This is a genomic window from Streptomyces sp. NPDC059003 (genome assembly GCF_042740445.1).
GTDB lineage: Bacteria > Actinomycetota > Actinomycetes > Streptomycetales > Streptomycetaceae > Streptomyces.
The window spans coordinates 19,408-42,266 of the sequence record NZ_JBHYJH010000084.1 but is presented as its reverse complement, the minus strand read 5'-3'; the positions used below and the strand labels follow the sequence as shown (position 1 = coordinate 42,266).

Below are 22,859 nucleotides of genomic sequence, written 5' to 3'. Positions count from 1 at the left end.
GGGGGTCTGGGGGCGGAGCCCCCAGTTCGGGAAGGGGCGGGTCTGGGGCGCCACCGCGACGGACCGGCGCCCTAGAACGGATACCAGCGAACCCCCGCATCCCCCTCCCGCAACGACCCCACCCTCCGGCGGAATTCGGCCAACGCCTGGGGATTCCCGGGAGCATGCTGCGCAACCCACGCGCAGCTCGCCGTCTCCCGAGCCCCCCGCAACACCTCACACCCCTCCCACTCCCGCACATCCCACCCGTACCCCCGCACGAACTCGTCATAGGCCTCGCCCCCGAGCCCGTACCGATCGTGGGAGAGCGCCATGACGACCAGATCGTGCTCGCGCAGATCGGAGGAGAAGGTCTCCAGGTCCACCAGCACGGGCCCGTCAGGGCCGACGAGGACGTTCCGGGGCAGCGCGTCCCCGTGGATGGGCCCCGGCGCGAGCCGGGGAACGAGCGCGGCCGCGGCGGCGGCGAAGCCGTCACGCCGCTCCCGGAGATAGTCCGCGTCAGCGGGATCGATCGCGTCGCCGGCCAGCCGCAGCCACCGCTCGACACCCCCGAGCAGCTCACGCCGCGGCAGCGGGAAGGAAGGGGCGGGAAGGGCGTGCACGAGCCGCAGCAGTTCGGCCAAGTCGCCGGGCCGCGTGGGCCGCGCGGCCTGGGGGAGCCGGTGCCAGAGGGTCACCGGATGACCGGCGACGAACCACGGCTTGGGCTCGGCGGCCCGCACGGCCGGCACCCCGGACGTCCGCAGCCACTCGGCGACGGCGAGCTCACGGCGGGCCCGGTCGAGGAGTTCCGGCGCCGCCCGCCCCACCTTCACGACGAGCTCGCCCACGGCGAACACCGCGTTCTCGCCCAGGGCGAGCAGCTCCGCGCCGTCCCCCGCGAGCCCCGCCGCGTCCAGGACCTCGCGCGCCCGTGCCTCGTCCATCGATTGCCTCCCGCACCCTGTGCCGCATCCGGCGGCCGGTCCTCCCGCCGCGCGGCAAGTGTCGCATTCGCACAGGCCAGCCGGACTTTCGGCGTGCGCGGCCGCTTGACGTACCGCTGCCGCGTCAGCACGATGACGGAGGCCGCCTGGGCGGCCAAACCCCAATCAGCCGCCCAAAGGAGCCGATTTCGTGACATTGGCGACCGCGTCGAAGCGGTCCGGCGAACCCGGCAGACCCGGCGGGCGCCGGGGCCGGGCGCCCGGCCGGGTGAGGGACCAAGGCGCCTGGTTCCTGGTCCTGCCCGCGCTCCTGCCGATCCTGGTCCTCAGCGTCGGCCCGCTGCTCTACGGCATCGCGCTCGCCTTCACCGACTCCCAGTCGGGCCGCACCGAGCCCACCGAGTGGATCGGGCTCCTCAACTTCCAGGACCTGCGCCACGACACGCTCTTCTGGGACTCGTTCCGCATCGGTCTGCTCTGGGCGGTCGGGGTGACGGTGCCGCAGTTCCTGCTGGCGCTCGGGCTCGCGCTCCTGCTGAATCAGAATCTGCGCTTCCGGTGGCTGGCGCGGTCGCTCGCGATCATCCCGTGGGCGATGCCGGAGGTCGTCGTCGGCATCATGTGGCGGCTCGTGTACAACCCAGATGCGGGGATTCTGAACGAGACCCTGCGCGATCTGGGCCTGGGCGACGGCCGCGACTGGTTGACGGGCATCGGCACGGCGCTGCCCGCCGTCATCGTCGTCGGCGTCTGGGCGGGCATGCCGCAGACCACGGTGGCGCTGCTCGCCGGGCTCCAGAACGTGCCGCGGGAGCTGCACGAGGCCGCCGAGATGGACGGCGCGGGCGCCTGGCGCCGCTTCTGGACCGTGACCTGGCCCGCCTTGCGCCCGATCGCCCTCGCGATCACGGCGCTCAACTTCATCTGGAACTTCAACTCCTTCGCCCTGGTCTACGTCCTGACCAACGGCGGTCCGGGCGGCCGGACCAGGCTCCCCATGCTGTTCGCGTACGAAGAGGCGTTCCGCTACGGCCAGTTCGGCTACGCGGCGGCGATGGGCTGCGTCATGGTCGCCGTGATCTCGGTGCTGCTCGCCGTGTATCTCGCCGGCCGACTGAGGGGAGCCGACGAGCGATGACCTCACGGACCAGCAGGGTGGCGCGCGGGGGGCAGTACCTGGCGCTGCTCGCGTACCTCGTCTTCCTCGCGTTCCCGTTCCTGTGGCTGATCTCCACGTCCTTCAAACCGGCGCGCGAGCTCGGCAGCCTGCACCCCACCTGGATCCCCGAGGATCCGACGCTCGCCAACTACCGCCAGGCGTTCGACGAGCAGCCGCTTCTGGAGGCCGCGGGCAACTCCCTGGTCGCGGCGCTGAGCGCGGCCCTGATCGCCGTCGTCATCGCGACCCCCATGGCGTACGTCATGGCGCGCCACCGCACCCTGCTCGCGCGGGCGGCGACCGGCTGGGTCGTGGTCAGCCAGGCCTTCCCGTTCGTCCTGGTGATCATCCCGCTGTTCCTCGTCCTGAAGAACCTGCGCCTGATCGACTCGCTGCCGGGCCTGATCATGGTGTACGTGGTGTGGGCGCTGCCGTTCGCGCTGTGGATGCTCGTCGGATACGTGCGTGCGGTGCCGGCCGAGCTGGAGGAGGCCGCGGCCGTGGACGGAGCGGGCAGGCTGCGCACCCTGGTCTCGGTGACCGCGCCGCTGCTCGCGCCGGGCATCGTGGCGACGGCCCTGTTCGCGTTCATCACCGCGTGGAACGAGTTCTTCTTCGCGCTCGTGCTGCTCAAGACCCCGGAGAAACAGACGTTGCCGGTCGTCCTCACGCACTTCCTCGGCGCGGAGGGCGTGGCCGACCTCGGCCCGCTCGCCGCCGCGGCGTTCCTCGCGACGCTCCCCTCACTCGTGATCTTCGCGCTCATCCAGAAGCGGATCACGGGCGGCATGCTGGCCGGGGCGGTGAAGTGATGTCCCGCGTACGGGTACTGGGAGCCGTGGCCGCCGCGCTCACCCTGCTGCTCGCGGGCTGCTCCGACGGCGGCGACGACTCCGGCGGCCGGGTCACCCTGCGCTTCCAGTCCCTGGCCTGGCAGCAGGAGTCGGTCGCGGCCAACAAGGAGCTGGTGCAGGAGTGGAACGCCACGCACCCGGACGTCAAGGTCGAGTACGTACAAGGGAGTTGGACCAGCGTCCACGACCAGCTCCTGACCTCGTTCGAGGGCGGCGAGGCGCCGGACATCATCCATGACGCGTCCGACGACCTCGCGGACTTCGCGTACGGCGGCTATCTCGCGGACCTCGGCGAGCTGCTGCCGCGGCGCCTGCGGGCGGACATCCCGCGGTCCAGCTGGGACACCGCGACCTTCGGCGGCAAGGTCTACGGCGTGCCGTTCCTCCAGGAGCCGCGGGTGCTGATCGCCAACGCCTCGTGGCTGAAGAAGTCCGGGGTGCGGATCCCGACCCCGGACAAGCCGTGGAGCTGGGCGGAGTTCCGCTCGGTCACGAGGGAACTGGGCGACGGCAAGGGCAGGTTCGGCGTCGCCTGGCCGCTGAAGGAGCCGGTGTCGGCGACGCTCAACCTGTCGCTCTCGGCGGGCGGCAAGCTGTTCCACCGGCGCGCCGACGGCAAGGCCGAGATCCGCTTCGAGGACGCCGACGCGGTGGTGCCGCGCACCGTCCACGACCAGGTCAACGTGGACGACAGCGCGTCAGGGGCGACGCTCGGCATGGGCGGCTCGGACACGCTGCCCGGCTTCTTCGGCGGCAAGTACGCGATGGTGCCGCTCGGGTTCTCGTACCGGCAGCAGATCGTGCAGCAGGCGCCGAAGGGCTTCGACTGGCAGGTCCTGCCCGCGCCCGCGGGCGCGGACGGGCTCGCCCAGGGGGTGAGCCCGCAGACCCTGTCCGTCGCCGAGGACAGCCCGCACAAGAAGGAGGCGGCCGCGTTCATCGACTTCTTCCTGCGGCCCGCCAACATGGTGCGGCTCGCGCGCGGTGACTGGATGCTGCCCACCGGCACCCAGGCGCTCAAGGACCCGGCGCTGCGCACGAAGAAGGACGACTGGGATACGGGCACGGCCCTCGCCCGGCACCTCCGCCCGGCGCCCGCCCAGTCTGTGCGCGGCTACCCGGAGTGGATGGACAAGATCGCCACCCCGGCGCTCCAGGAGTACTACAGCGGCGCGATCGGCCTGGACGAGCTGAGGAAACGCCTCGTCAAGGACGGGAACCTGGTGCTCAAGCGCTACCAGCGCTGACCGCCCTCACACGCCGACCGACTCCTCCATCTCCTCCTCCTCCTCGGCGGCCGCCGTCACCGCAGGGGCGGCGGCCACCGCGGCCCGCCGCCGCTCCACAAGACCGGCCACCGCCGTGAGCAGCACGCCCACCGCCAGCCACGCCACCAGGGTCACGACGGCCCGCCCGACGTCGTGCCCGTCGAAGTACAGGTGCGCCCGGACGCCCTCGACGAAGCCCGCGCCGTTCCAGAAGGAGTGCAGCGAGCCGTAGAAGCCGTTCTGGAGCTCGGGCCGGAAGAGGCCGCCGGAGCTGGTGAAGTTGAGCATCACGAAGAGGACCATCATCGCGAGCGTCGTCCACCGCTTCAGGAACGTGTGCAGACCGACGCCGATGAGCAGGATCCCCGCCGAGTACAGCCAGGACATCGCCCACACGCCCCACAGGCCGTGGTGCGCGAGGTGGAAGACGGGCCCGGCGAGCGCCGCGCCGATCAGGCTCACGGCGAACGAGACGCCGACGGCGAGCCCCGCCCGCGCCCGCATCCGCAGGGCGGCCCCTGCGGCGCCGAGCGCCGCGACGGAGGCGTACGAGCCGATGCTCACCGCGACGAGCAGGAAGAACAGGCCCTGCCCCGTGGGGTCGTCGGAGACCGGCGGCGCCACGTTGGTGACCTTCAGGGGCGTGCCCTGCTGGGCCGCGACCGGCGTGAAGACCTTCTCGGCGGCGAGCGCGCTCATGTCGGAGCCCGCGGAGGCCACGAGGAGTTCGGGGGTCTTGGGGTCCGGGAGGTAGGCGCCGGATATGTCGAGGGACTTCAGCTCGTGCACGGCCGCGGCGCGCGAGGGCAGGGTCCGTACGTCGAGGGCGTCGCCCGCCTTGTCCTGCACGGCCTCGGCGACGTCATGGGCGCGGGCGTCGGTGCCGACGACGGCGACCGGCATGTCGTGCGGCTCGGGGGTGACGAACGCGCTCATGTAGGCCAGGCCCATGCCCAGGCACATCAGCAGCGGGGTCACCAGATGGACGAGTACGTGGCCCAGGGGACCGCGGACGTGACCGCGGAGTCCGCGTGCTGGTGCCGGGGTGGCGGTGGCCGTCATCGAAGCCTCTCCAGATGGTTGGCATATACAACTCTCACTCAATGTTGTACTGTACAACCATTGGTCGGGGAGGGGAAACGAGGAGGAGTCGCCGTGGCCGAGCGGGTGCCGGACCGGGACGAGTCGATCGAGATCATCCAGCGCGAGATGACCGCCTTCGCGCGGCGGGCGCGCGCCACCGCCGCACGCATGCACCCCGAGCTCTCGCTGGTGTCCTTCACGCTCCTGAGTCACCTGGAGTATCAGCAGGGCTGCCGGGCCACGGACCTCGCCGCGCACTACACGCTCGACAAGTCGACCATCAGCAGACAGGTCGTGACCCTCGAGAAGGCGGGCCTCGTCGAGCGCCGCCTGGACCCGGACGACCACCGGGTGCACGTGCTGCACCTGACCGAGCGGGGCGCCGGGGTCCTCGCGCAGGTCACGGACAGCCGCCGGGTGGCCTTCCGGGAGCGGCTTGCCGACTGGGACGGGCCGGATCTGGAGCGGTTCGCGGACTACCTGCTGCGGTACAACGCGGGGGCGGCCGAGGGTCCGGCGGAGACGCCCGGGCAGGGGTGAACCGGGAGGCGTAAAAGAACTTGCACGAGACGTTTCGTCTCGCCTAGGGTCGGGGCATGACCACACGCGAGCGTGCCCACATCGCCATGTTCTCCATCGCCGCCCACGGGCACGTGAACCCGAGCCTCGAAGTGATCCGGGAGCTCGTCGCCCGCGGCCACCGCGTCACGTACGCGATCCCGGGCGCCTTCGCGGACAAGGTCGCCGAGACCGGCGCGGAGCCGGTGCTCTACCGCACCACGCTCCCCGGCCCGGACGCCGACCCCGAGGCCTGGGGCACGACCCTCCTCGACAACGTCGAGCCGTTCCTGAACGACGCGATCCAGGCCCTGCCGCAGCTGGCCGCGGCGTACGAGGGTGACGAGCCCGACATCGTCCTGCACGACATCACCTCGTACCCGGCCCGGGTCCTCGCCCGCCGCTGGGGCGTCCCCGAGGTCTCCCTCTCGCCGAACCTGGTGGCCTGGGAGGGGTACGAGGAAGAGGTCGCCGAGCCGATGTGGGCGGAGCCGAAGCGCACCGAGCGCGGGCAGGCGTACTACGCCCTCTTCGCGTCCTGGCTGAAGGAGAACGGGATCGACCAGCACCCCGACCCCTTCGTCGGCCGCCCGCCGCGCTCCCTCGTCCTGATCCCCAAGGCGCTCCAGCCGAACGCCGACCGGGTCGACGAGAGCGTGCACACCTTCGTCGGCGCCTGCCAGGGCGACCGGGCCGCGCAGGGCGACTGGGAGCGCCCGGCGGACGCGGACAAGGTGCTCCTGGTGTCGCTCGGCTCGTCGTTCACCAAGCAGCCCGGCTTCTACCGCGAGTGCGTCAAGGCCTTCGGTGACCTGCCGGGCTGGCACGTGGTGCTCCAGGTCGGCAAGCACGTCGACGCGGGTGAGCTCGGTGACGTACCCGCGAACATCGAGGTGTGCAACTGGGTGCCGCAGCTGGCGATCCTGAAGCAGGCCGACGCCTTCATCACGCACGCGGGCGCGGGCGGCAGCCAGGAGGGCCTCGCCACCGGGACGCCGATGGTCGCCGTGCCGCAGGCCGTCGACCAGTTCGGCAACGCCGACGTGCTCCAGGCGCTCGGTGTCGCCCGCCACGTGCCGATGGAGGAGGCGGACGCCCGGACGCTGCGCGCGGCGGTGCTCGCGCTCGTCGACGACCCCGAAGTGGCGCGCAGGCTCGCGGAGGTGCGGGACGGCATGGCGGGGGAGGGCGGTACGCGGCGGGCGGCCGACCTCATCGAGGAGGAGATTGCGCGGGCGCGGCGTGCCCGAGGCGTGAAGGTGGGGTGTGCGGACACATGACCGTTTGGTGGTACTTCAAGGTGAGTTGGGGGTTTCTGGGCAGGATCCCGGGGTCCGCCGACGCGGCCTGACGTAACACTCTGTGAGGCCATTCGGTAACGGCCGGGTCATTGGGTAACGCTCGGATAACGCGCGGGCGTCCTGGGTGCCCTATCGACTCGGCCCACTGGTGGGACCCTTACCCCCGGCCAAAGGTTGCCCCCGGAGCTTCTTGTACCTGCCCTTAAGCGCTTTCTAGCGTGAGGTGAACTCCAGCCGAACGCCAGGAAGTTGTGTCATGTCCCAAGAGACCTTGCGAGAGCAGCCCACACCGCCGCGGAAGCCCGCAGGGCCCGCGGCCCCGCGGGAGATACCGCCCCTCGCCGAGGTGCGCCGCATCACCCAGAAGAAGCGCGACGCGTGGTGGACGGTGCTGCTCGTGGACCCCGTCGCCACGCCGCTCGTCCGCCAGACCGCGCTGCGCACGCGCATCACGCCCAACCAGATCACCTGGGGCGCCTTCCTGCTCGGGCTCGGCTCCTCGGTGTGCTTCGCGTTCGGCGACTGGGGCTGGCTGGTGCTCGGCGCGGTGATCTACCACCTGAGCTTCATCCTTGACTGCATGGACGGCAAGGTCGCGCGCCTGACCGGCACCGGCTCGGTGTTCGGCGCGTGGCTCGACTTCGTCTTCGACCGCATCCGCGTGATGGTGTGCGGGGTCGCGCTGATGGGCGGTCAGTACGCCCGCACGGACGACGTGACCTACATCTGGCTCGCCCTCGCCGTCGTCGGCCTCGACACGCTGCGCTACATCAACTCGCTGGAGATCTTCAAGATCCGGCACGCTATGCGCAAGCAGATCAAGGCCCGCATGAAGGCCGCCCGGCGCGCCGAGAACCAGGCCGAGCTCGCCTTCATGGAGGACCTGCTGCGGGACAACCCGGAAGCGGACGTGGAGCGGGACCTGGCCAAGGCCGCGGAGGGCGCGGAGCGGGCGACGGACGGCACGGTGTACGCGCAGGGCGGTGCTGAGTACGCGGCGGACGGCACTGGCGCGGGCGGCGACGCCTCGTACGCAGCCCCGGGCAGCGCCGAGAACGCCCCGGGCGGCACCGAGCACGCCCCGGGCGGTACGCGCCGCGCTCCCCAAGTCGTCGACCTGCACCAGGAGTTCCGCAGCCGCTTCCCCGCGTACCTGCGGGCGCGCTCCTTCCTGCTGCGGCACCGCATCCGTACGCACCTCGTGAGCGGCGTCGAGTTCCAGATGGGCGTCTTCATCATCGGCCCGCTCATCGACGCGGTCATCCCGGCGACCATCGTCTCCGGCGCGCTGCTTCTCGTCTTCGAGCTGGCCATCGTCTACAAGCTGCTGCTGTCCACGCGGGACTTCACACGGACGATCGACTCCTTCGAGGAGCGGAAGGCCGCGGCGGTGGCGTAGGCACTCCGTCGCCGCCCGAGGCCCCCGGCCCGCTCCCTCGGTCCGCGGTGTCGAGCGTCACCCCGACGGAAGCGGTGACGATGACGGCCGTCGCGACCCACTGGGCCGGTGTGAGGCGCTCACCGAGGACGAGCAGGCCGAGCAGCGCGGCCATGGCCGGCTCGAGGCTCACCAGGACGCCGAAGGCGCGGGGCGGGATGCGCCGCAGCGCCTGGAGCTCCAGGGAGTTGGCCACGACCGTGCTGAGCACCGCCACGGCGAGCCCCGCCGCGAGCACCCGCACATCGAGGAAGGCCCCGGGCTGCACGACGAGGGCGTACGGGATCGTGAGCAGCGCCGCCCACGCGCTCGCCAGGGCAAGGGCGCCGCCACCCGTGGTGCGGGCGCCCACCCGGGCGCTGAGCAGGATGTACGCCGCCCAGCAGGCCGCCGAGCCGAGGGCGAGGGCGATGCCCGCGCCGGACAGGGCGCCGCCCGGACGGTAGTTGATGAGGACGACACCGCCCGCGGCGAGCAGCGCCCACAGCACGTGCCGGGCACGGCGCGCGCCCAGCAGGGAGACCAGCAGCGCGCCGAGCGACTGCAAGGTGACCGCGAGGCCCAGGGGGAGCCGGTCGAAGGCCTCGTAGATGGTGACGCTCGCCCCGGCGAGCGCGGTGCCCAGGCCGAGCACCAGGAACACCGACGACCGGCCGGACGGCGGCCGCGGCCGCCACAGCGCCCACAGCACACCCGCGCCGAAGGCGAACCTCAACGCCGTGACGACCACGGGCGCGGCCATGACGAACGCGAGTTTGGCCACGGCCTGACTGCCCTGCATCGCGAGGGCGCTGCAGACGACCATGCAGCTCCCCGCGGCGCCGGGCGTCAGGCGCCCCGGACCGCGCCGGACGTTCCCCCGCAGCACCGCTCCGTTCCCCCCGTCGGCCTCATCGGCTCAGCTGTCGTGCGGACCGGAGCCGGTGGGCGGGCCGCGCAGCGTGATCACCACCGAACCCACCGTCAGCTGCCTGGCCTGCAACGAGCCGCAGGCGCAGCGGGTCCAGACGGTGACGCCCTCGCCGACGCGGTGCCGGGAGAGCGTCTGCACCGGCTTCTCGTCCGGCCAGCCGCAATACGGGCACGTAGACAAGGCAGACATGGCACGAGTCTCGGTGCCCCGAACCGTACGAGTCCAGGTTCGATTTCTGCACGGCACCGTGCACACGGCCTTCATGGTGCGCGCCGCCTTCATGATGGAGCGGTGATTGATTTACGCCGACTCGCCGTGCTGCGCGCGATCGCCCACTACGGCACCGTCACCGCCGCCGCCGAGGCGCTCCACCTGTCGCCGTCCGCGGCCTCGCAGCAAGTGCGCAGGCTCAGCCGGGATCTGGGCCTGCCGCTCCTGGAGCCGCACGGGCGCCGCGTGCGCCTCGCCCCGGCGGCCCGGGTCCTGCTGCGCCACGCCGACCGCATGGAGCACTACTGGCAGCGGGCCGAGGCGGGACTGCACGCCACGGCGAGCGCGGCGCCGCGGGGAGTGCTTCGCCTCGCGGGCTTCCCCACCGCCGTCTCCGTGCTGCTCGCCCCCCTCGCGGCGCGGCTGATGGGGGAGTGGCCCGACCTGACGGTCCAGGTGCGCGAGTCGGAGCCACGGGACTGCTTCGACCTGCTCTTCTCCGGCGACGCCGACCTCGCGATCGTCGAGGCGACCGCGGACAACCCGCCGTTCGGCGACGGCCGTTTCGAGCAGCAGCCCCTGCTCGACGACCCCTTCGACCTGCTCACGCCCGGCGGCCACCCGCTGGCGGACCGCACCGCGGTGACGCTCCAGGACCTGGTGCACGAGCCCTGGATCGTGGGGACACCCGGCAGCTCGGCGCGCCACGTGGTCCTCGCCGCCTGCAACAGCGCGGGCTTCACCCCCGACATCGTCCACCAGGCCATCGAGTGGACCGTGGTCGCCGCGCTCGTGGCCCACGGTCTGGGCATCGCGCTCGTGCCGCACGCGGCCCAGCTGCCCCCGCGCCTCGACCTGGTGCGCACGCCGCTGACCGGCACGGCCCAGCCGTCCCGCCGGTTCCTCAGCGTCATACGGAGCGGCAGTCGGCACCACCCCGCGATCGCCGCGGCGCTGGCCCGGCTCGACACCCTGGTCGCCGGACAGGGGCGGCCCGTCGCTGGCCGAAACCCGACCGCCCCTGAGCCCCTTCCTTGACAGCGATCTGCAGACAAGTGTTCCCATGAAATGCGTTGGCGTCGGTGACTGTTCGGTCTTCAACTCTCGTGTGAGGCAAGGGAGTTGCCAGAGACGCCAAGGCAACCAATGGGGCTTGCATGGGGAACTCGGCAACGGCCGGCGAGGCGGACTTACGCGCATCCATACGTGAACTCTTCGCCACGCCCTTCGTCCATGAAGAACTGACGCGGGTATGGGCGGCGGACGCCGGTGAGTGCCCGCACCCATCATCGATCTACCGGGCGCTCGGCGAGCGCGGCTGGCTCGCCCCGCACTGGCCGCACCGCTACGGCGGCCTCGACTTCAGCGCGTACGCCTCGGCGACGATCGCCGAGGAGCTCGCCCTGCACGGGATTCCCGACAGCGTGCGGGTGAACACGATCGACAACGCCGGGGCCACCCTGCTCATGGCGGGCACGGCCGAGCAGTGCGGCCGGTACCTGCCGGGGATGGCCCGGGGCGCCACGGTCTTCTCCGTGCTCTATACGGAGCCCGACGTCGGCAGCGACCTCGGCGGGATGGCGTCGCGGGCCGCCGCGGTGCCCGGCGGGTGGCGCCTGAACGGCACCAAGGCCTGGAACGCGCGGACGTCGCTCGCCGAATACGGCATCCTGGCCGCGCGCGTCGAAGGCGGCAGCGGAAACGGCAGCGGGAACGGGAACGGCAGCGGGAACGGCAGCGGGATCGGCAGGGTCAGCGGAAACAGCTACGGCAGCGGTGGCGGTGGCGACGGCGCCAGGTTCGCCGACATCGGCCTGTTCATCGTGCCGCTCGACGACCCCGGTGTGCGCGTCGAGCCGATCGACACCATCAATCACGAGCGGCTCTTCCGGGTGCGGCTGCGCGACGTGCGGTTGCCGGGCGACGCCCTGGTGGGGCGCCCCGGGCAGGGCTGGTCGCTGCTCACCACCGCGCTCGGCCTCGAACGCACCGGCATCAACTTCGCGGGCCGCGCCAGGCGCTGGTTCGACCAGCTGTCGGCGGGGCTCCGGGCGCGCGGCCGCCTCGACGAGGCCTGCCGCCAGCACGGCCTGCGCCGCCTGGACGCCGAGATCCAGGCCGCCCGCCTGCTGTCCTGGCGGGCCGTGCGGGACGTCGACCAGGGGCGCCCGAACGCCGCCGCGGCCGCGGGAGCCAAGTGGTGGGCCAGTGAACTCGCCCAGAAGGTGGCGCGGTTGGCCTGGGAGCTCCTCGGCCCCGCACCGGATCCACCGGACAGCGACGCGCACTTCCCCGATCTGGCCCTCGCCGTGCGCGAGGCGCCGGGCCTCACCCTCGCGGCCGGTACGTCCGAGGTGCTGCTGACCACGGTCGCCACGGAGCTGCTGGACGGCGGCGACCCCTGGGAGGAGTTCTGACATGCCCGTTCCCACCGTATGGAGGCAGCAGCTCGCGCGGGACTTCGCCGACACCTGGTCCTCGGGCGCCGAGGGCACGGACGGCGCGGCCGGTGCCGACGGGGAGACCGGTGCCGACGGCGAGCCGGCGGTGGTCCGGGCGCGGCGCGTCATGGCCCGCGACGGCTGGAACGGCCTCTGCGTGCCCGTCGGCCAGGGCGGCATGGGCCTGGGGTGGTACGAGGCCGGGCTGCTCGCCGCGGAGCTGGGGCGGGCGCTGCAACCCGGCGACGTACTCGACACCGTGCTTGCCGCGCCCTGGTTCGCCACCACGCTCCCCGAATCCCTGAAGCCGCTTCTCGAAGGCGAGTTGACGGCCGGAATCCCCGTATCGCCCCGGTCCACAGGGCGTGGCGTCGCGTGCTTCACCGAACGGCTCCCCGACGTCGTACTCCTGGCAGGACCACCGGACGGACCGGCCGACGGTCCAGCTCACGGACCGGCCGACGGACCGGCCGACGGACCGCCTGACGGACCGCCGACCGGAGTCCGCGCCCTCCCCACCGAAGAGCTGTGGGCGAAGGCGCGCACCACCCCGGGCGGAAGGATGGTCGAGGTGCGGCTGCGCGCGGACCCGCCCCAAGGGCCCTGGCTGCCCGCGGGACCGCTGTGGGCCGCGGCGGCGCTGCTGCGGAGCGCCTACCTCCTCGGCCTCGGCCGCACCGCGGTCCGGTCCGCCGTGGACCGGGCCGGACAGCGGCGGCAGTTCGGGAAGCTCATCGGCACGTACCAGGCCGTCGGCTTCCCCCTCGCCGCGCAGCGCGCACGCCTGGAGGGGCTGCGCCTGGAGGTCCACGCCCAACTGCTGCGCCTCGACAGCGTGGCGACGGGCGCCACCGGGACCACGGCGGCACGGACCGCGGACGTCCAGGCCGCCGCCGACGCCCTCCAGGAAGCCGTCCGGCCACTGGTGCGGGAGTGCGTCGACCATGCCCTGCACGTGTCCGGCGCGTCCGGGCTCGCGGGCCGGGCCCTCTCGGCGAGGTGCTACCAGCGCCTCTTGGTGGAGGAGGCGCGCGGCGGGCCCGTGAGCGCGGCGGGGCACGGCCCTGTGGAGTGGTCCGCCGCCACGAGCGCCGAGCCCCGCTCCCTGTGGGAGCCCGGCCCCGCCACGGACGGAGCCGTCGCGCTCCAGCAGCACCGGGAGCTCCTGGACAAGAGGGTGCCCGCGGCGGTGAACGACACGGCGGCCTCGTACCCCCAAGGCGACGGCCTGCACCACCTCTTCGAGCGGGCCGCCGCGCGCCACCCGGACCGCACGGCGCTGCGGTCCGCGTCGACCGTCCTGACGTACCGGGAACTGGAGGCTCGGGCCAACCGGCTCGCGCACGTGCTGCGCGCGCACGGAACCGGCGCGAACGGAACCGGCGCGAACTCCCCGGTCGCGATCTGCATGGAGCGCGGCCCCGACGCGATCGTCGCCACGCTGGCCGTGCTCAAGGCCTCCGGCGCCTGCCTGTTCCTCGACCCGGAGCATCCGCCCGAGCGCTCGGCGTTCGTGCTGCGCGACAGCGGCGCGGTCGCGGTGCTCACCCAGGAAGGGCTGCGCGCGCGGCTCGGCGAGGTCTCCGTGCCGGTGCTGCCCGTCGACGGCCTGCGCCCGCTGGTCGACCGGCAGCCTTCCGACCGGCTGCCGCCGCGGGCCGGGCCCCGCGACCTCGCGTACCTCGTCTACACCTCCGGATCCACCGGCACGCCCAAGGGCGTCGAGGTCGAGCACAGGAACCTCGTCAACCGGATGCACTGGGACGCGGGCACGTTCCCGCTGGGCCCGCGGGACGCGGTGCTCCAGCAGACCGCGCTCGGCTTCGACGCCTCCATCTGGGAGATCTTCGCGCCCCTGATGTCGGGCGCGAGCCTGGTGCTCGCACCCCCGCGGGCGGCGGCCGATCCGCGCGCCCTCCTGGAGACGATGGTGGAGACGGGAGTGACCGCCTTCACCTGCGTGCCCTCCGTCCTCGACCTGCTCCTGGACGAGAAGGAGCCGGGCCTCGCCGACGTGCGCGGCCTGCGGCACATCTTCTGCGGCGGCGAGACGCTCCCGCCGAGCCTCGTCGGGCGCCTGCACCGCTCGGGAACCCACGCCGTCCTGCACAACCTCTACGGACCCACCGAGTGCGCCATCGACGTCACCCACTGGCGCTGCGGCCCGCGGGACGCCCGGGCGGCGGTGCCCATCGGCAGGCCGCTCGGGAACGTCCGCATCCACGTGCTCGACGAGGCGGGGGCGCCCGTCCCGGTCGGCTTCCAGGGGGAGCTGTACGTCGCGGGTGCCGGGGTCGCCCGCGGCTACCGGCACCGGCCCGCCCTGACCGCCGAGCGCTTCCTGCCCGACCCGTTCACGGCCGAGCCCGGGGCGCGGATGTACCGGACGGGTGACATGGTGCGGCTGCGCCCGGACGGCGCCCTCGACTTCCTGGGCCGCCACGACGACCAGGTCAAGGTACGCGGCCACCGGATCGAGCTGGGCGAGATCCGCGACGCGCTGGAACGGCGGCCCGAGGTGCGCAGGGCGGTGGTCCGGGCGGCCGCGGGGCGCATCGACGCGTATGTGGTCCCGGCCGGGGCCGACGCTCCCGACGCGGGCCTGCTCCGGGACCAGCTGCGTCGGACGCTGCCGCACTACATGGTGCCCACGGGTATCGCCTTCCTCACCGCCGTGCCGCTGACCCCCAACGGCAAGGTCGACCACGAGGCGCTGCCCACCCCGCCCCGCTACCCGGGCGACGGCAGCCACGGCCATGAGGACGGAGATCGGACCGGTCAACTCTTTGCCCTGGAGGGGGAGTTGGCGCTACTGGCCGCCCGGGTCCTCGGGGTGGAGCACGTCGGCCCCGCCGAGGATTTCTTCGCCGCCGGGGGGAGCTCGCTGCACGCGGCGCGCTACGTCACCCGGGTGCGGGACGAGCTCGGGGTGCGCGTCGACCTGGAGACCTTCCTCGCCGCGCCCACGGTCGAAGGGCTCGCCCAAGCGCTGGGCGACGGTGGCGGCGGCCATGCTGACGGCGGGGATGGCCCGGAGCGGGGCCGTCGTGCGTGAGGCCGCCGCCGCCCGCCGGGCCCGCCTCGTCTGCCTGCCGCACGCGGGCGGCGCCGCCGGAATCTACCGCTCGTGGTCGGCGGCCCTGGCACCGGACATCGAGGTCGTCCCCGTCGAACTCGCGGGCCGCGACGGCAGGGTGCGGGAGCCGCCGCTGTGGGACATGGACGCCCTGGTGGCCGACGTGGCGCAGCGGCTCGCCGGCCTCGACGACGGCCAGGACCCGGTCCCGTACGCCCTGTTCGGGCACAGCCTCGGCGCGATCGTCGCGTACGAGACGGCGCGGGAGATGCAGCGCCGGGGCCGGGCGCCCGCGATCGTCATCGCGTCCGGCAGCGAACCGCCCCACCGCGTGGCCGAGAACTCACGGGACCGCCATCTGCTCCCGGACGACGCGTTCCTGCGCGAGGTCCTCCGCCTCGGCGGCACGTCCGCGGACGTCCTGCGCGAGCCCGAACTGCTGCGCGTCGTGCTGCCGCGGCTGCGCGCGGACTACAGCGTCGCCGAGACCTACGTGCACCGGCGGGGCGCGCTCCTCACCTGCCCCCTCGCCGTGTACGTGGGCGACGCCGACCCCACCGTCCGGCACGACCTCCTGACGGACTGGGCGCAGGTGTCGTCCGGGCACGGGCAGCCGGTCGCCTCGCGGCGCTTCCCGGGCGGCCACTTCTATCTGGACGACGCGCGGGCCGACGTACTGCCGACGATCGGCAAGGACCTGGACACCGCACTCCGAGTGCGAAGGGAGGCACCGTGAGCCCGTCGCGAAGCGCCCATCCCCTGGCACCGCTCACCGCCGACGAGATGCGCCGCGCCGTGTCGATCCTCAAGGAACGGCCGGGCGTCACCGCGGACTTCCGGTTCGCGATGATCGCGCTGCGCGAACCGGACAAGCGGCGGCTCCTCGACCGCAGCCGGGACGACCCGCCGCCCCGCGAGGTCTTCATGGTCCTGCGCGACAGGAAGGAGCGCCGCACCTACGAGGCCGTCGTCTCCCTCACCGCGGGCGAGGTGACGCGCTGGGAGCACATCGAGGGCGCGCGGACCGCCATCACGGACGAGGAGTTCACCCGGTGCGGCGAGGCCGTGCGCGCGGACCCCCGCTGGCAGCGGGCGATGCGCCGACGCGGCGTGGCGGACCTCTCCCTGGCGATGATCGACGCCTGGCCCTACGACACGACGGGAGAACCGGCCGACGCCGGAACGGAACCCGGCACCTCAGCGGAACCCAACACCCCCGCGGAACCGGCCAGGCGCCTCGCCTGCCCCCTGACCTTCGTCCGCGCGCACCCCCACGACAACGGCTACGCGCGCCCCGTGGAGAACCTCGTGGCGCTCGTCGACCTCGACTCCATGGAGGTGCTCGACGTCACCGACCGCGAGGCGGTGCCGCTGCCGCCGCTGTCGGGGAACTACGACCCGGACGTGCACCTTCCCGCCCCGGCGGGCAACTGGCCCGCCGACGTGCGCCCGCGCGAGGACCTGCGGCCCATCGCGATCACCCAGCCGGAAGGCCCGAGCTTCGAGGTGGACGGGTACGCCGTCCGCTGGCAGAAGTGGCGGTTCCGGATCGGCTTCACCGTCCGCGAGGGCCTGGTGTTGCACCAGGTCGGGTACGAGGACAAGGGGCGGGTCCGCCCCATCCTGCACCGGGCCGCGCTGGCCGAGATCTACACGCCGTACGGCGATCCGGGGTTCGGCCACCGGTACAAGAAGGCCTTCGACGAGGGCGAGTACGGGGCCGGTTTCATGGTGAACTCCCTGGAGCCGGGGTGCGACTGCCTGGGGGAGATCCACTACTTCGACGCGACGGCCCACGACCAGGACGGGAACCCCCTCGCCCTGAAGAACGCCATCTGCATGCACGAGGAGGACGTCGGCATCGCCTGGAAGCACACCGACTTCCGCACGGGACGGGTGGTGACGAGGCGTCAGCGCCGCCTGGTCGTCTCCTCCTTCGCCGTCCTCGGCAACTACCAGTACGGCTACTTCTGGTACCTCTACCTCGACGGCACCATCAGGTTCGAGGTGAAGCTCACCGGCATGATCTCCACCGGGGCCTTCACCGGCGACCGGCCCGTCTCGGGAGCCGTCGTCGCGCCCGGCCTCTACGGACCGCACCACCAGCACTTCTTCAGCATGCGGCTCGACATGGGCGTCGACGGCGAGCTCAACTCGGTGTACGAGGTCGACTCGGTCCCCCTCCCGGCGGGACGGGACAATCCGCTCGGCAACGGCTGGCGGACGGAGGCGAAGCTCCTCGCCTCGGAGAAGGAAGCGCAGCAGCGGACCGCGCACGCGGCGGCGGGCCGGTTCTGGAACGTGGTGAACCCCCGGGTGCGCAACGGACTCGGGGAGCCGGTCGGCTACAAGCTCGTGCCGGAGTCCGGCCTCCTGCCCCTGCAGCCGACGGAGACGGAGCAGTGGCACCGGGCGCGGTTCATCTACGGGCACCTGTGGGTGACCGCGTACGACCCGCGGCAGCTGTACGCGGCGGGCGACTACCCGTACCAGAGCCGCGGCGGCGCGGGCCTGCCCGCCTACGTCAGCGAGGACCGGCCGCTGAGCGAGGCGGACGTGGTGCTCTGGCACACCTTCGGCGAGCACCACGTCGTACGCCCCGAGGACTGGCCGGCGATGCCCGTGGTGAGCACCGGCTTCGCGCTGCGGCCCAACGGATTCTTCGACGCCAACCCCGCACTGGACCTGCCCGCCCCGGCGCCGCACTGTCACGCGAGGGCAGAGGAGACGACGTGATGACCACGGATCTGACCGACCGCTATCCCACCCGCCTTCCCCAGAGGGAGGCGAGCCGCCCGCGGACCGACCCCGTCGTCTGGGGGTCGGCGGGCGACGGCCCGCTGGCCGGGCGCGACCTCGCGGCGTACGACAGGGACGGCTTCCACGCGTGGCCGGGCCTGCTGACGCCCGCGGAGGTCACCGCGCTCACCCGGGAGATCGCCACCCTGGCCGCCGACCCGCGGTTGCGGGACGACAACAGGACCGTGTTCGAGGAGGGCTCCGGGCAGGTGCGCTCGGTCTTCGAGGTGCACCGCGTCAGCGAGACGTTCGACCGCCTGGTGCGCGATGCCCGGCTCCTCGGCCTGGCCCGCCAGATCCTCGGCTCGGACGTCTACGTCCACCAGAGCCGGGTCAACTACAAGCCGGGGTTCGGCGGCGGCCCGTTCCACTGGCACTCCGACTTCGAGACCTGGCACGCCGAGGACGGCATGCCCGCGCCCCGGGCCCTGAGCGTCTCCATCGCCCTGGCCGAGAACCTGCCCTTCAACGGCAGCCTCATGATCATCCCGGGCTCGCACCACACCTTCGTGCCCTGCGTCGGCGAGACCCCGCGCGACCACTACCTCAACTCCCTGCGTACGCACGGCTTCGCCGTGGGAATGCCGGACGAGGCGGCGGTGGCGGAACTGGCGCGGAACCCGGGCATCGAACAGTTCACCGGCGCCGCCGGCAGCGCCGTCGTCTTCGACTCCAACTGCATGCACGGCTCGAACGGCAACATCACGCCGTACCCCCGCTCCAACGTCTTCATCGTCTACAACAGCGTCCACAACACCCTGACCGAACCGTTCGCGGCCCCGACACCCCGCCCGACCTTCATCGCCGCCAGGGATTTCACACCGCTCCATCCCAGCCCGTCCGGCGTTTGAGGACGAGGCGCGAAGCGCCGGATAGAAGGGGGTCCTAGGGGGCGGAGCCCCCTAGTTTCGGGAAGGGGCGGGCTTGGGGAGAGCCCCCGGCAGGGCCACACCCCCACCCCCGGCCTCCTCATGCCCAAGATCAGGCAGCCGGCGCAGCCACCGCGGCACCACCCAGTTCCGCTCCCCGAGCAACGCCATGACCGCAGGCAGCAACACCCCCCGGATCACGGTCGCGTCGATGAGCACCGCGGCCGCGAGCCCGACCCCCATCTGCTTCATGGACTGCATGGACAACGTGCCGAAGATGGCGAACACGGCGACCATGATGACCGCGGCGCTGGTGACGACCCCCGCCGTCGTGACGACCCCGTGCGCGATCGCGTCGTTCGTCGTACGCCCCTGCATCCGCGCCTCCCGGATCCGGGACACCACGAACACGTGGTAGTCCATCGACAGGCCGAAGAGGATCACGAACAGGAACAGCGGCAGCCACGCCACGATCGCGCCCACGCCCTCCGCGCCGACGAGCGACGCGCCCCAGCCGTGCTGGAAGACCATGACGAGGATGCCGTAGGCGGCGCCGACGGACAGGAGGTTGAGCAGGATCGAGGTCACGGCGATGGCGAGGGAGCGGAAGGACAGCAGCATCAGGAGGAACGCGAAGGCGACGACGAAGCCGAAGACGGGCGGCGCAGACGAGCGCAGCTGCGCGTTGAAGTCCTTGGAGGCGGCGACCTGCCCGGTCACGGGCGCCTCGACGCCGTCGACCTCGCCGAACGTCGCGGGCCGCACCTCGTCGCGGATGAGCGCGAGGCTCTTCTCGGCCCGCCCCTGGTCGGAGCCGCCGACCAGCGGCACGGAGAGCACGGCCACGTTCTGCTTGCGGTGCAGGGTCAGCTCGACGGGACCCTTGGTGGCGCCCGAACCGACGGCCCGGGTGCGGAAGTCCGCGATGGCCCGGGTGGCGGCGGGCGCGTCGATGTCGTCGGCCTTGACGACGACCTGGGCCGGTTCGGCCCCGCCGGGGAACGCCTCGTTCACGCGCTCGTACGTCGCCACGATGGGCAGCGAGTCGCCGAACTCCTGGTCCAGGGTGAGGTTCTGGGTCTTCATGCCGAGCGACGGCAGGGCGATCGCGGCGAGCGCGCCCGTGGCGACGACCGTCGCGAGCAGCGGGCGCCGCAGGACCCCGCCGACCACCGCGCCCCACAGCCTGCTCCCGTCCGCGGCGGGCCGCCCGGCGCGGGCCCGGCGGCGCAGGAACGGAAGCCGGCCCTTCTCGACGCGCTCGCCGAGCAGCGAGAGCAGCGCGGGCAGGACCGTCACCGAACCGACCATGGCCACGGCGACGACCATCAGGGACGCGAGGCCCATCGCCTCGAACTCGGTGATGCCGGTGAAGAGCATTCCGGCCATCGCCACGCACACCGTGATGCCGGAGACGACGACGGCCCGGCCGCTGGTGGCCGCGGCGATGCGCAGTGCGGTCCGCGGGTCGCGGCCCTTGGCCCGCTCCTCGCGCTCCCTGCGCAGATAGAACAGGCAGTAGTCGACGCCGACGGCGAGGCCCACCAGGAGCATGACGGAGTTCGCGGCGTCGGTCATCGGCTGCACATGGCTGACGACCGCCATCAGGCCCATCGTCGCGACGATCGCGGACATGGCGAGCAACACGGGAAGCAGCGCCGCGACGAGCGCGCCGAACGCGATGAGCAGGATGCCGAACGCGACGGGCAGCGCGGAGTACTCCGCCTGCTGGAAGTCCTTGCCGAAGGCGTCTTCGAAGGTCTTCTCCATGCTGGCGCCGCCGATCTCCTCGATCCGCAGGCCCGTGTCCTCGTGCCGGTCCGCCACCTTCCCGACGGCCTTCAGGACTGGCTCGATCCGGTCGCTCGCGGTGTCCCCGTCGCCCCGCACATCGAACTGGACGAGCGCGCTCCGTCCGTCCTTGGAGATGGTCTTCGAGGTGTACGGCGACGTCACGGCCGTGGCCTCACCGGTGCCTTGGACCGCCGCCATGACGTCGTCGACGGCGGCCCGGAAGCGGGCGTCGGCGGCGCGCGGCCCGCCGTCGCCCTTGGCCTGCACGAGCACCGTCTCGCCTGCGGGCTCCTCGATGCCCGCGTCGTCGAGGATGCGCTGCGCCTGGTTGATCTCGCCCTTCAGGTCGGTGTCGGGCGCGTCCGTGCGGCCCACCGCCGAGCCGACGCCCATGGCGAGGACGACGAACAGGACCCAGATGCCCACCGCCGCCCACCGGTGCCGTGCGCTCCAGCCGCCGGCCCGTGCGGCGAACCCCCGCACCCGTGTGTCCGCTGTATCCGCGTTCCCCATGACGGGACAGCCCCCTTGTGTGCCGCGGCGGCCCCGCGCCGCCGCCCTCCGCTTCGAAGCTAGGGGCGTGGGCGGCGGACATCGTCGTGCTGGCCGGTGAGCCGTCCGGCGGCCTCCTCCTCCCTCTGGCTGAAACAAGCCCCTTACATCTATGGGGACTTGAGGGCCCACGTCTCAGGGTCGATCCGAACGGGTTTGTGACGGGGTGCGCCCGAAGTGTCGAGGGGGTCCTGTTTTGTTATTACAGAACCTTGTTGAACAAGTCACAGCTGGATGAAGGGGTTGATCTGCGCGCGTCATTCAGACAAGGTTTCGTCCCAACGCCCGGAGATCTTCAGTTCTTACGGAGCGACCGGGCCCAAGCAGCGCAGCTTGAAAATCCCCACATCCCCCCACAACACACCACGAGGAGACCCCTCTTCATGGCAGCTCACAAGCGTGCTCGCACGATGAAGCTCACCGCGGCGATAGCCACCGCCGCCACCGCGGTGGGAGTGACCGTCTTCGCCGGCACCACGTTCGCCGGCGCCTCGACCCCCGCCGAGGGCAAGGTCTACGGCACAGGCGCCAAGGGCGCCGTCGACGGCAGCTACATCGTCCTGCTCGACGAGAAGGCCAGCAAGGACGCCAAGTCCGACCTCGCCGAGGAGTACGGCGGCTCGCTCGCCCGCAACTACTCCTCGGCCGTCAACGGCTTCTCCGCCGAGAACCTGAGCGAGACCGAGGCCAAGCGCCTCGCCGCCGACCCGGCCGTCGGCAAGGTCGTCCAGAACAAGAAGTTCTCCATCAAGGCCACCCAGGACAACCCGCCGTCGTGGGGCCTGGACCGCGTCGACCAGGCCGACACGGCGGGCGACAAGAAGTACACGTACCCGGACAAGGCCGGTGAGGGCGCGACCGCGTACGTCATCGACACCGGTGTGCGCGTCAGCCACAAGGACTTCGGCGGCCGCGCGGTCTCCGGCTTCGACGCAGTCGACAACGACGACAACGCCGACGACGGCAACGGCCACGGCACGCACGTCGCGGGCACCATCGCCGGCGAGGCGCACGGCATCGCCAAGAAGGCGAAGATCGTCGCCGTCCGCGTCCTGGACGACCAGGGCTCCGGCACCACCGAGCAGGTCGTCGCGGGCATCGACTGGGTCACCAAGAACCACCAGGGCCCCTCCGTCGCCAACATGAGCCTGGGCGGCGGCGCCGACGAGGCCCTGGACGAGGCCGTCCGCAAGTCCATCGCCTCCGGCGTCACCTTCGCGGTGGCCGCGGGCAACGAGTCGAGCGACGCGAGCCAGAGCTCCCCGGCCCGCGTCAAGGAGGCCATCACCGTCGCCTCCTCCACGAAGGACGACAAGCAGTCGGACTTCTCCAACTTCGGCTCCGTCGTGGACATCTACGCCCCGGGCTCGGACATCACGTCCGACTGGAACACCGGTGACGACGCCACCAAGACGATCTCCGGCACGTCCATGGCGACCCCGCACGTCGTCGGCGCCGCGGCCCTGTACGTCGCCGCGCACCCGGACGCCAAGCCCGCGGACGTCGCCAAGGCCCTGACCGACGGCGCCACCGCGGACAAGATCTCCAACCCGAGCGAGGGCACGCCCAACAAGCTCCTCAAGGTCGTCGAGTAGGTCCACCACCGATGACCGGT

General features: G+C 72.3%; 18 protein-coding genes. 13 read left to right on the top strand and 5 right to left on the bottom strand.

Features of this window, described 5'->3' with window-relative positions; genetic code table 11:
- Window positions 1-71: 71 nt before the first annotated feature.
- Window positions 72-929, bottom strand: coding sequence for a phosphotransferase enzyme family protein (locus ACFWZ5_RS26770; protein WP_384798376.1), 858 nt, complete (start codon window positions 927-929; stop codon window positions 72-74).
- A gap of 190 nt (window positions 930-1,119) precedes the next feature.
- Here ACFWZ5_RS26770 and ACFWZ5_RS26765 point away from each other — a divergent pair, with 190 nt between their 5' ends.
- The 3 genes from ACFWZ5_RS26765 to ACFWZ5_RS26755 are packed head-to-tail and all read left to right on the top strand — an operon-like array spanning window position 1,120 to window position 4,189.
- Window positions 1,120-2,067, top strand: coding sequence for a carbohydrate ABC transporter permease (locus ACFWZ5_RS26765; protein ID WP_384798379.1), 948 nt, complete (start codon window positions 1,120-1,122; stop codon window positions 2,065-2,067).
- Window positions 2,064-2,900, top strand: a complete 837-nt coding sequence (locus ACFWZ5_RS26760; protein WP_384798382.1) for a carbohydrate ABC transporter permease — start codon at window positions 2,064-2,066, stop codon at window positions 2,898-2,900. The genes ACFWZ5_RS26765 and ACFWZ5_RS26760 overlap by 4 nt, the downstream gene beginning before the upstream one ends.
- Entirely contained in the window at window positions 2,900-4,189 is a 1,290-nt protein-coding gene (locus tag ACFWZ5_RS26755) for an ABC transporter substrate-binding protein (protein WP_384798385.1), read from the top strand. Before ACFWZ5_RS26760 ends, ACFWZ5_RS26755 begins: the two co-directional genes overlap by 1 nt.
- Before the next feature lie 6 nt (window positions 4,190-4,195).
- Here ACFWZ5_RS26755 and ACFWZ5_RS26750 read toward each other — a convergent pair whose 3' ends face one another.
- Entirely contained in the window at window positions 4,196-5,272 is a 1,077-nt protein-coding gene (locus ACFWZ5_RS26750; protein WP_384798388.1) for a hypothetical protein, read from the bottom strand.
- 105 nt (window positions 5,273-5,377) lie between these two features.
- Between ACFWZ5_RS26750 and ACFWZ5_RS26745 the strand changes: the two genes are divergently transcribed.
- From ACFWZ5_RS26745 to ACFWZ5_RS26735, 3 genes are all read left to right on the top strand, one after another.
- Window positions 5,378-5,833 (top strand): MarR family winged helix-turn-helix transcriptional regulator, encoded by a 456-nt coding sequence (locus ACFWZ5_RS26745; protein ID WP_384798425.1) that lies wholly within the window; start codon window positions 5,378-5,380, stop codon window positions 5,831-5,833.
- A 56-nt stretch (window positions 5,834-5,889) separates the two neighbouring features.
- Window positions 5,890-7,131 (top strand): macrolide-inactivating glycosyltransferase, encoded by a 1,242-nt coding sequence (gene mgt, locus ACFWZ5_RS26740; RefSeq protein ID WP_384798390.1) that lies wholly within the window; start codon window positions 5,890-5,892, stop codon window positions 7,129-7,131.
- A 277-nt stretch (window positions 7,132-7,408) separates the two neighbouring features.
- Complete coding sequence (locus tag ACFWZ5_RS26735; RefSeq protein ID WP_384798393.1) at window positions 7,409-8,551, top strand: CDP-alcohol phosphatidyltransferase family protein; 1,143 nt, start codon at window positions 7,409-7,411, stop codon at window positions 8,549-8,551.
- Here the strand turns inward: ACFWZ5_RS26735 and ACFWZ5_RS26730 are convergent.
- Both ACFWZ5_RS26730 and ACFWZ5_RS26725 read right to left on the bottom strand, forming a co-directional pair.
- Entirely contained in the window at window positions 8,499-9,395 is an 897-nt protein-coding gene (locus ACFWZ5_RS26730) for a DMT family transporter (RefSeq protein ID WP_384798396.1), read from the bottom strand. The genes ACFWZ5_RS26735 and ACFWZ5_RS26730 overlap by 53 nt on opposite strands.
- Before the next feature lie 93 nt (window positions 9,396-9,488).
- On the bottom strand, window positions 9,489-9,692 hold the full coding sequence (locus ACFWZ5_RS26725; protein WP_384798398.1) for a hypothetical protein: 204 nt from the start codon (window positions 9,690-9,692) through the stop codon (window positions 9,489-9,491).
- Window positions 9,693-9,794: 102 nt separating this feature from the next.
- On the opposite strand from ACFWZ5_RS26725, the gene ACFWZ5_RS26720 reads away from it, so the two are divergent.
- From ACFWZ5_RS26720 to thpD, 6 genes are all read left to right on the top strand, one after another.
- Complete coding sequence (locus ACFWZ5_RS26720; protein ID WP_384798401.1) at window positions 9,795-10,751, top strand: LysR family transcriptional regulator; 957 nt, start codon at window positions 9,795-9,797, stop codon at window positions 10,749-10,751.
- A gap of 119 nt (window positions 10,752-10,870) precedes the next feature.
- Window positions 10,871-12,130 carry an acyl-CoA dehydrogenase family protein gene (locus ACFWZ5_RS26715; protein ID WP_384798404.1) on the top strand — a complete coding sequence of 420 codons (1,260 nt, stop codon included), beginning with the start codon at window positions 10,871-10,873 and terminating at the stop codon, window positions 12,128-12,130.
- A gap of 1 nt (window position 12,131) precedes the next feature.
- A complete protein-coding gene (locus tag ACFWZ5_RS26710; protein ID WP_384798407.1) occupies window positions 12,132-15,209 on the top strand; it encodes an amino acid adenylation domain-containing protein in 3,078 nt (1,025 codons plus the stop codon).
- Window positions 15,202-15,966, top strand: coding sequence for a thioesterase II family protein (locus ACFWZ5_RS26705; RefSeq protein ID WP_384798410.1), 765 nt, complete (start codon window positions 15,202-15,204; stop codon window positions 15,964-15,966). Before ACFWZ5_RS26710 ends, ACFWZ5_RS26705 begins: the two co-directional genes overlap by 8 nt.
- Window positions 15,963-17,966: a primary-amine oxidase gene (locus ACFWZ5_RS26700; protein WP_384798413.1), complete on the top strand. Its 2,004-nt coding sequence runs from the start codon at window positions 15,963-15,965 to the stop codon at window positions 17,964-17,966. Before ACFWZ5_RS26705 ends, ACFWZ5_RS26700 begins: the two co-directional genes overlap by 4 nt.
- A complete protein-coding gene (gene thpD / locus ACFWZ5_RS26695) occupies window positions 17,966-18,880 on the top strand; it encodes an ectoine hydroxylase (protein WP_384798416.1) in 915 nt (304 codons plus the stop codon). Before ACFWZ5_RS26700 ends, thpD begins: the two co-directional genes overlap by 1 nt.
- Before the next feature lie 51 nt (window positions 18,881-18,931).
- Here the strand turns inward: thpD and ACFWZ5_RS26690 are convergent, their stop codons facing one another.
- Window positions 18,932-21,205 (bottom strand): MMPL family transporter, encoded by a 2,274-nt coding sequence (locus ACFWZ5_RS26690; RefSeq protein ID WP_384798419.1) that lies wholly within the window; start codon window positions 21,203-21,205, stop codon window positions 18,932-18,934.
- 422 nt (window positions 21,206-21,627) lie between these two features.
- Between ACFWZ5_RS26690 and ACFWZ5_RS26685 the strand changes: the two genes are divergently transcribed.
- Window positions 21,628-22,839, top strand: a complete 1,212-nt coding sequence (locus ACFWZ5_RS26685) for a S8 family serine peptidase (RefSeq protein WP_384798422.1) — start codon at window positions 21,628-21,630, stop codon at window positions 22,837-22,839.
- Window positions 22,840-22,859: the final 20 nt, after the last annotated feature.